The sequence below is a fragment of the Synechococcus sp. R5-15 genome, assembly GCF_047462035.1.
In the GTDB taxonomy this organism is placed as follows: domain Bacteria; phylum Cyanobacteriota; class Cyanobacteriia; order Thermostichales; family Thermostichaceae; genus Thermostichus.
In genome coordinates this window covers 1-8,172 of sequence record NZ_JANSIK010000053.1, presented here as the reverse complement: position 1 = coordinate 8,172, position 8,172 = coordinate 1, and the positions used below count along the sequence as shown (strand labels likewise).

Annotated in this window: 7 protein-coding genes; 1 reads left to right on the top strand and 6 read right to left on the bottom strand. The window is 59.5% G+C overall.

Translation table 11 applies throughout. The annotated features are described in order from the left end of the window. The 4 genes from NW839_RS05480 to purF form a co-directional block, all read right to left on the bottom strand. A partial coding sequence (locus tag NW839_RS05480; protein ID WP_414330394.1) for a pentapeptide repeat-containing protein occupies nt 1–603 on the bottom strand: 603 nt, incomplete at its 3' end. A gap of 381 nt (nt 604–984) precedes the next feature. Beyond that, nucleotides 985–1,452: a thiol-disulfide oxidoreductase DCC family protein gene (locus tag NW839_RS05475; protein WP_414352089.1), complete on the bottom strand. Its 468-nt coding sequence runs from the start codon at nt 1,450–1,452 to the stop codon at nt 985–987. An 11-nt stretch (nt 1,453–1,463) separates the two neighbouring features. After that, a complete protein-coding gene (gene def / locus NW839_RS05470; RefSeq protein WP_414342313.1) occupies nt 1,464–1,988 on the bottom strand; it encodes a peptide deformylase in 525 nt (174 codons plus the stop codon). Nucleotides 1,989–2,040: 52 nt separating this feature from the next. Next, a complete protein-coding gene (gene purF / locus NW839_RS05465; protein WP_011433712.1) occupies nt 2,041–3,669 on the bottom strand; it encodes an amidophosphoribosyltransferase in 1,629 nt (542 codons plus the stop codon). A 345-nt stretch (nt 3,670–4,014) separates the two neighbouring features. Here purF and NW839_RS05460 point away from each other — a divergent pair, with 345 nt between their 5' ends. Further along, nucleotides 4,015–4,671, top strand: a complete 657-nt coding sequence (locus NW839_RS05460) for a hypothetical protein (RefSeq protein ID WP_414352088.1) — start codon at nt 4,015–4,017, stop codon at nt 4,669–4,671. A 33-nt stretch (nt 4,672–4,704) separates the two neighbouring features. On the opposite strand, the gene NW839_RS05455 is transcribed toward NW839_RS05460, so the two are convergent. Together NW839_RS05455 and NW839_RS05450 are read right to left on the bottom strand one after the other, a co-directional pair. Then, on the bottom strand, nt 4,705–6,102 hold the full coding sequence (locus NW839_RS05455) for an aspartate aminotransferase family protein (protein WP_414352087.1): 1,398 nt from the start codon (nt 6,100–6,102) through the stop codon (nt 4,705–4,707). 139 nt (nt 6,103–6,241) lie between these two features. Beyond that, on the bottom strand, nt 6,242–7,957 hold the full coding sequence (locus NW839_RS05450; RefSeq protein WP_414352086.1) for a succinate dehydrogenase/fumarate reductase flavoprotein subunit: 1,716 nt from the start codon (nt 7,955–7,957) through the stop codon (nt 6,242–6,244). Nucleotides 7,958–8,172 lie beyond the last annotated feature (215 nt).

Sequence of the window (8,172 nt, the reverse complement as noted above, 5' to 3'; positions counted from 1 at the left end):
GTTGGCCTCGCTGAGGTTGGCTTGGCTGAGGTTGGCTCCTCTCAAGTTGGCCGCGGCCAGCCTCGCCCCTCTGAGATTTGCTCGCGTCAGGTCTCTTCCCCTCAGGTCGGCCCGCTCCAAGTTGGCTCCGCTCAAGTCGGCTTGGGCTAGGCTTTCCCCCTGGGCAACGCCGTTGATGATTGTCCACACCAGGTGCCACTTGGGATCCATCTGCGTTTTGGGAGAAATGACAACCCACCTCAAGTTGGCGTCCGTTAGGTTGGCCCCCAGCAAGCTGGCGCCGATGAGGTTGGTGCCCAGGAGGTTGGCTCCGCTCAGGTTGGCTCCGTTCAGATCGGCCCCGCTGAGGTCTGCTTGAGTTAGATTGGCTCCGCTCAGGTTGGCATGGCTGAGATTCACCTGGCTCAGTCTCGCGCGGTTTAGGTTTGCTCCTCTCAAGTCTGCCCCACTCAGATCTCGCTGACTGAGGTTGGCCTTTCTCAAATCCGCCCAGCGGAAATCTCGCTCGCCAGCCTCCAATTTTGCCCCCAGATCTCCCACCGGACGAAGGGTAACCGGATAGGCTTTCGCGATTTGGATAAGTTGGGGATCACCCGAATCCATTAGGGTTGTCCAGAGAGCAAACTGCTTTTCCCAATCCAGAGGTTGGTTTAGGGTTTGGAGGAGAAGCTCTCTGCCTTTTCCGTTGTAATGGCTAAAACATTTGATGGCGCCGTTTGCGCTTCTGGGATCCTTGCCTCTCAAAACCGGCTGGAGGATCTCTAAACTGCAATCGATATTGCCCAGATCTTTATCAGTAACTGTAGGCACGCCTCATCCCCCCTTTGGCTGCTTTGTTCCTATTCTCGCTATGGGCTTAGAGAGGGTCAAGACCAGTTCAGGGAATTCCCTTAGAAAGGTTAACCTTTGATACAGGAATTCAATCCTTTTTCAAATTCCCTGATCCAAGATAGCGAGCTGAGGAAGAGGGAACTTCCATTTTGGCTATCGGCTTGCTTCTGCCTTGCCGGCGGCTGGTGCTGCAGCTTTTCCCTCAGCCTCGGCCAAGGGATCCCGGCAGGCAACACAAGCAGGGTAGGCAGACAAATACAAGGTGTTGCGGCGGCCAAACCACTCGTAGCGGTGATCCCGGATCTGTTCGTAGCCTCGATCCCCCAGAACCTTCAAGCCAGGAAAGTTGCGGTACAGAGCCAGCCACACCTCCCCGCTCGGCAAAAGGGCGGCAATTTGTTCAATGGCAGCGGATCCCTGCCAGTGGCGCTCTGGGTGCTCCAGATCGATGAGAATCATCCCCAGCTCCACCTGCTCCGGTGGGATCCCCCATTGGGCCAGGGTAGAAGCATCTTGCATGGGGGCGTAGCAAAACTGCCGTCCGCGATCCAGTTGCTCCAAGAGCTGAACGCCGGTGGCACAGAGGTTGCAGAGGCCGTCGTAGATAACCATGTAGGGCATGGTGGGATCCCTCAGGCGGGCTGACCCAAAATCTGGGCTTGGTACTGGGCTTCGGTAAGCAGTTGCCGAGGCTGCCGCTGCAGGAACACCCGACCCATCAGGTGATCGTATTCGTGCTGAAAGATCCGCGCCGGAAAATCCTGCCAGACCACCCTTTGCTGAACGCCTTCTGGAGTGTAATACTCCACCTCCACTTCGCGGGCGCGGGCCACCAGACCACGGCAATTGGGCACACTCAAGCAGCCTTCCCAACCCAGCACCTGTTCAGCACTACAAGCCAACAGACGGGGGTTAACCATCACCAAAGGCTGCATCTGTGGGGCGTTGGGATAGCGGGGATTGGGACGAGAGGCCACGATCAGCACTTGGAGCAGGGATCCCACCTGAGGAGCAGCCAAGCCCACCCCCTGCGCCTCTTTCAGGGTAGCCAGCATACCTTCTATAAGATCCTGCAAGGCCGGCGTTTTGAACTCCGTCACCGGCTCAGCCACTTGAGTCAGGATGGGATCCCCCAATTGGCGTAGGCGAAAAGTCATGGCTTGCCCCAAGCAATTCTTCTTCTCAGTCTAGCGGGGATCCCTGAGCAGCCTAGCGGCTCTTGCCAGTAGCCACCAGTTCCAGGGCCAGCTTGGAGCGCTTCAGCCCTTCTGGGATGGGGATGGGGTAGTGGCCGGTAAAGCAAGCGGAGCAGAACGAGTTGGGATCCCGGCCCGTGGCAGCCAGCATGCCTTCCCAGCTCAGGTAGGCCAAAGAATCCACTCCAATCTTCTCGGCGATTTCCTCTACGGAATGCTGGGCAGCAATCAACTGATCCTGGCTATCGGTATCGATGCCGTAGAAGCAGGGATGGGTGACCGGGGGGCTGGAAATGCGCATGTGGACCTGGGTAGCCCCCGCCTGGCGCAGGGCCTTGACGATTTTCTGGCTGGTGGTGCCCCGCACAATTGAGTCGTCCACAATAACAATCCGCTTCCCCCCCAGCACATCTTCCAGGGGGTTGAGCTTCATGCGAATGCCCCGCTCCCGCATGGATTGGGTGGGCTGGATAAAGGTGCGGCCCACGTAGCGATTTTTGATCAGCCCTTCGGTGTAAGGGATCCCCGACTGGCGAGCATAGCCAATGGCCGCCGGCGTGCCGGAATCGGGAACGGAGATCACCCAGTCGGCCTCTGCCGGAGCCTCCTTGGCCAGTTGTTCTCCCAGCCGCACCCGGTAGGAGTAGAGGCTTTCCCCGTGCATCCAACTGTCTGGGCGGGCGAAGTAGATCATCTCGAAGATGCACAACTTGGGGGTGGCCTCCGCCCAACGCACCGATTGCAGCCCCTGACGGCTGATCCACACCAACTCTCCCGGCTCCACCTGCCGCAGAGGGTCGGCCCCAATGATATCCAAAGCACAGGTTTCTGAAGCCAACACGTAATGCAGCGGCTCGGCCTCGGGGTGGCTGAGGGTGCCGTCGCTGCAGATGATCTCCAGCATCTCTGACTGCAGCAGCTCATCCAGAGCGGGGTTGCTGCTCAAAAGCCCCAACACCAGCGGACGCACCCCATAGGGATCCCGTGCCCCGATCAGGCCCTCTGGCGTGCCGATCACCAGACTAAAAGCCCCCTGACAGCGGCGCAAAGCTTGGCAAGTGGCCGCGATCCAATCTTGACCTTGGTTCACCGCCTGGGCAATGGCGTGGGCAATACACTCGGAGTCGGTGCTGCTGGTCAGGTGCCGGTCGGCGGCCTCCAGTTCCTTCCGCAGCTCTTCCGCATTGACCAAATTGCCGTTGTGGGCCAGAGCCAGCGGCCCCAGGCGAGTCTCCACGATCACCGGCTGAGCATTGGCCACGCGGCTGGATCCAGTGGTGGAGTAGCGGGTGTGACCAACCGCCAGATCCCCGGTGAGTTGGGCCAAGTTCACCTCGTCGAAGACCTGAGAGACCAAGCCCATCGCCTTGTGAACCCGGCAAAAGGATCCCTCAAAAGTGGCGATCCCTGCCGATTCTTGGCCGCGATGCTGCAAGGCAAATAGGCCAAAGTAGGCCAGCTTGGCCACCTCCTCTCCTGGAGCCAGGATGCCAAAGACCCCGCAAGCCTCTTGCAGCTCTTCCCGGGCATACCCCGCCCCGCTGATGTTTTCTGAGGGGTACAGGGCATCAACGCCAACGGCAGTCTGCCCCTCTGCTTCTCCACAGCCAGAAGATGGTTCTGCTCCCGCCCTTGCTGCCATGGATCCTCGTCTTGCTGTCACGCTTACCAGTCTAACTCGGCCCAGGTCGTTCCCCTCTGTCTAGCTTCACCCCCAAAGGGGAAGTCCACAGATGGGGTTTGCAAAAAGCTAAGACTCTATCTATAGTGTTAGCAGCGTGTAAGCGCTGCTGTGGCTGAGAAGCAGCCTGGCCGAGTTTTTGAGTTGGACACCACCAAGGCTCGGCTCTCCCAGAACCGGCAGGATCCCAAAGCTTTGTGTTGTGAGGAGTCAAACCCCATGAGACAGCAGCCCCATAGGTTCCGTCAGAGCTGGACGTTAGCAGCCTCCTCTGTAATAAGGGCCAGTGTAGCCGCTCTTCTGTCGTTGTCACTTGTGGCTTGCCAAGAAGATGCCGGCAAACAGCCTGCGGTTACCATCACGCCGATAGCGGTGGTGGCTCCAACGCCCACTCCTTTCCTCATCCCCAGTCCTGTCCCTACGCCGCCGCCCACCCCTCTGCCTACCCCGACCCCCACTCCCCTCTTGAATCCTTTCCCCACTCCCAGCCCCTCTCCCACTGCTTCCTTTGCAGCAGAGCCGCCTTCGATTGCCGTGGTGGCCCTGACGGACGCGCGACAGACGGTACCCTTCAACGTGCTGGTGGCCGTGACGACTCCTGCAGGTTTGGGGGCCGGCATCAGCTTCCGGGTGGAAATCCGACAAAGCCCCCTCACCCTCACCTTTGATTTCACTGCCGCTGCCGTCGGCTGTCAGCCCAACAGCAGAGCCTGCATTGGCACCATCCCCATCACCATTCCCACTTCTGCTCCCACCGGGGATTATGAGGTGACGGCAATGGTGGCGGATACCCAGGGCCGAATTGCTTCGGCCAAAGCTCCTTTACGGGTGTTGCCTGCGCCCAGTCCCTCCCCCTCGCCAACGCCGACCGGCACCCCCAATCCCTTTCCCTCGGTATCCCCTTCGCCCAGACCCAGTCCCTCTCCCAGTCCTTCGCCGACGCCCAGCCCCAGAAGCTTCTAACTCCCTCAGGCAGTCTCTCTTGTCGATTCAGGACTAAGGTAGCTCTTGAAGAACTCGCTTCAGGGTGGCGATCAGGTGTTCAATATGGGCTTCCTCGATGATCAAAGGCGGGGAAAGGGCGATGGTATCACCTGTAGTGCGAATCAATACCCCACGTTCGTAGCAGCGCAAAAAAGCTTCAAAAGCCCGCGCTGTCGGTCGGCCAGGGATCCCTTCCAATTCAATTGCCCCCACCAAGCCGAGGTTGCGCACATCGATGACATGAGGCAAGCCCCGTAGGGAATGGAGAGCCTCCTCCCAGAGGGGAGCAAGGCTGGCAGCCCGCTCGAACAGGCCTTCTTCTCGACACAGGTTCAGGGTAGCCAAGCCGGCGGCACTGGCAACCGGGTGGCCGGAGTAGGTGTAGCCGTGGAAAAACTCGATGGGGCTCCAGGAGAGTGTCCTGCTGTTGTCCTCTGGACGGTGCAGGTCATCAACGGAACCGGCAGCCTCCATGAAGGCGCTGTAGATCTCTTGCTTGACAATCACCGCGCCCATCGGGATGGTGCCATTGGTGAGGCCCTTGGCACAGCAAATCAGATCCGGCACCACCCCAAAGTAATTGGCCGCAAAAGGGGATCCCAGACGCCCAAAGCCGGTGATCACCTCATCGAAGATGAGCAGAATGCCGTATTTGTCGCAAATGGCCCGCAGCTTTTCCAAATAGCCCACCGGCGGCAGCAACACCCCCGTTGAACCGGCAACCGGCTCTACGATCACCGCTGCAATCGTGCTGGCATCGTGGAGAGCGACGATCCGCTCCAAGTCTTCTGCCAAGTGGGATCCCCAGCGAGGCAGGCCGCGGCTAAAGGCGTTTTGCTCCAGGTTGTGGGTGTGGGGCAGGTGATCCACTCCGGGAATGAGGCTGCCAAAAAACTTGCGGTTGTTGGAGATGCCCCCGACCGAGATGCCCCCAAAGCCAACGCCGTGGTAGCCCCGTTCCCGGCCAATCAGCCGCTGCCGGGATCCCTGTCCGCGTAAGCGATGGTAGGCGATGGCCATTTTCAGGGCCGTATCCACCGCCTCAGAGCCAGAGTTGGTGAAAAAAACGTGATCCAGTCCGGCAGGAGTGAGCTGGATGAGCTGCTCTGCCAGTTGAAAGGCTTTGGGATGGCCCATTTGAAAAGCTGGGGCGTAGTCCAGTTGGGCCACCTGCTGTTGGATTGCTTCCACAATCGGGGGACGACAGTGGCCAGCATTCACACACCACAGCCCGGCAGTCCCATCTAGGATTTGGCGGCCATCGTGGCTGGTGTAGTACATGTCTCGGGCGGCCACCAACAGGCGCGGGTTGGCTTTAAATTGCCGATTGGCCGTAAAGGGCATCCAAAAAGGCTCCAGATTCAGCTCCGCTTGCAGGGCGACGGCTGCTTTCTCCAGGGTTTCTTGCATGGCTGACCCTCCGGCAGTAGACGAGATTTCAAGCTGGCGAAGATAGAATCCCTAGATATTGGATAATTTTGAAAGGGGCTCCATCCTGCTAACGGGAACGATAGAGCAATCCTAATCGGCCTGGGAGGCCTCTGGAAAGTTAGTATTTTCGCTCCTGAGGGGGAAACCGGGTGATCACCACGGGGCGATAGCTGATCTGAGGGGATCCCTCGCGAAAGGCAGCCAAGGTGTGTTGTAAAAACCGTTGATCGTCCCGTTGGGGGTAATCTTCCCGCGCGTGGGAGCCACGGCTTTCCCGCCGTTCCAGGGCGCTGGCGAGGATCAAGGCCCCCACCGTCATGAGGTTGTCCAGCTCCAGCGCTTCGATCAGCTCGGTGTTCCACACCTTGCCCCGATCGTCCAAGCGCAAATCCTGCTCGTAACGCTGGCGGATCTGTTGCCATGTTTGGATCCCTTCTTGGAGAACCGATTCGGTGCGGTAGACGCCGCAATGCTCGGTCATGCAATCTTGAAATTGCCTCCGCACCTGATCAATGCGGCTCTTCCCTGATCGTTCCAGGAGCCCGGCAATCCGGCTGGCGGCCTGTTTGAGCAGGGATCCCTCGTCCACTTTCGGCAAGGCTCGACCTCTGACGGCTTCTACCAGGGCTGCCCCTGTGCGCCGCCCGAAAACAACGCACTCCAGGAGAGAGTTGCTGCCCAGCCGATTAGCCCCATGCACCGAAACACAGGCCGTTTCACCGGCAGCGAACAGCCCTTCCACACGGGTTTGGGCATCCCGCAGTACCTGCCCCTCCACCGTCACCGGGATCCCACCCATGCAGTAGTGCACCGTCGGTCGCACCGGAATGGGATCGACAACCGCATCGATGCCCAAGTGGCGATGGGCCTCCTCCCAACAGAAGGGCAGCCGAGTGTGGATCTTTTCTGCCCCCAGATGCCGCAGGTCTAAGTAGACAAAATCTTTGCCGTCAATACCGCGCCCGGCCCGCACCTCCGTAACAATTGCCCGCGAGGTGATGTCCCGTGGGGCCAATTCCATCTGGCTGGGGGCATAGGCGGCCATGAAGCGCTCCCCCTTCCCATTGATCAGATAGGCCCCCTCTCCACGCACTGCCTCTGAGATCAACACCCCCACCGGATACAGGCCCGTGGGATGAAACTGCACAAACTCCATATCTTGCAGAGGCAGGCCGGCCCGCGCCACCATTGCCATGCCATCGCCGGTGGAAGCAAAGTCGTTGGAAGTAGAGTTGTAGATGCGCCCATAGCCGCCTGTAGCCAACATAACCGCCTTGGCCCGCAGCACTTCCAGCCGTCCGCTGGCCTGCTCCAACATCACCACGCCCTGGGCTTGGTTGTCCTCCAGGATCAGATCCAGCACATACCATTCGCCGTAGAGTTTGACCCCAAAGCGCTTGAGGTTGCTCACCAACTCGTGTAAAATGGCTTGCCCGGTTTTGTCGGCGGCATAACAGGTGCGCGGGTGGCTGTGTCCCCCAAAGGCCCGCTGGGCAATGCGGCCATCCGGCAGGCGGGAGAACAAGACCCCCAGGTGTTCCAGGTCAATGATCACCTCAGGGGCTTCCCGGGCTAGAATCTCCACCGCATCTTGATCCGCTAGGTAATCGGATCCCTTGACGGTATCGAAGGCATGAGCCTCCCAGGAATCTTGCGGATCAACATTTTGTAAGGCGGCGGCAATGCCCCCTTGGGCTGCTACCGAGTGGCTGCGAATGGGATGGGTTTTGGACACCAAGGCCAGGTCGAGGCTGGGATCCCGTCGCATAACCTCCAAAGCCGCTCGGCAACCGGCCAGCCCTCCCCCAATGATGACGATGTCGTGCTCCAGCATGGATGCAGGCAAGCTCTCGCAAAGGATTCCGCCACAGCCAGGATGGCGTTTTCCCATTATGGCCGGCCCCAGCAGCCTCTCCAGCAGCAGCTGAGTATAGCTCGTTATCAGCAGCGGTGCGGTGCCGTAGGCTTACCACTTTCTGCTGTAAACTACCCGACTCCGACCGCTAAAGCGGTACGGAGCGGGCTTTCAGTAGCCCTGAGCCTGCTCTG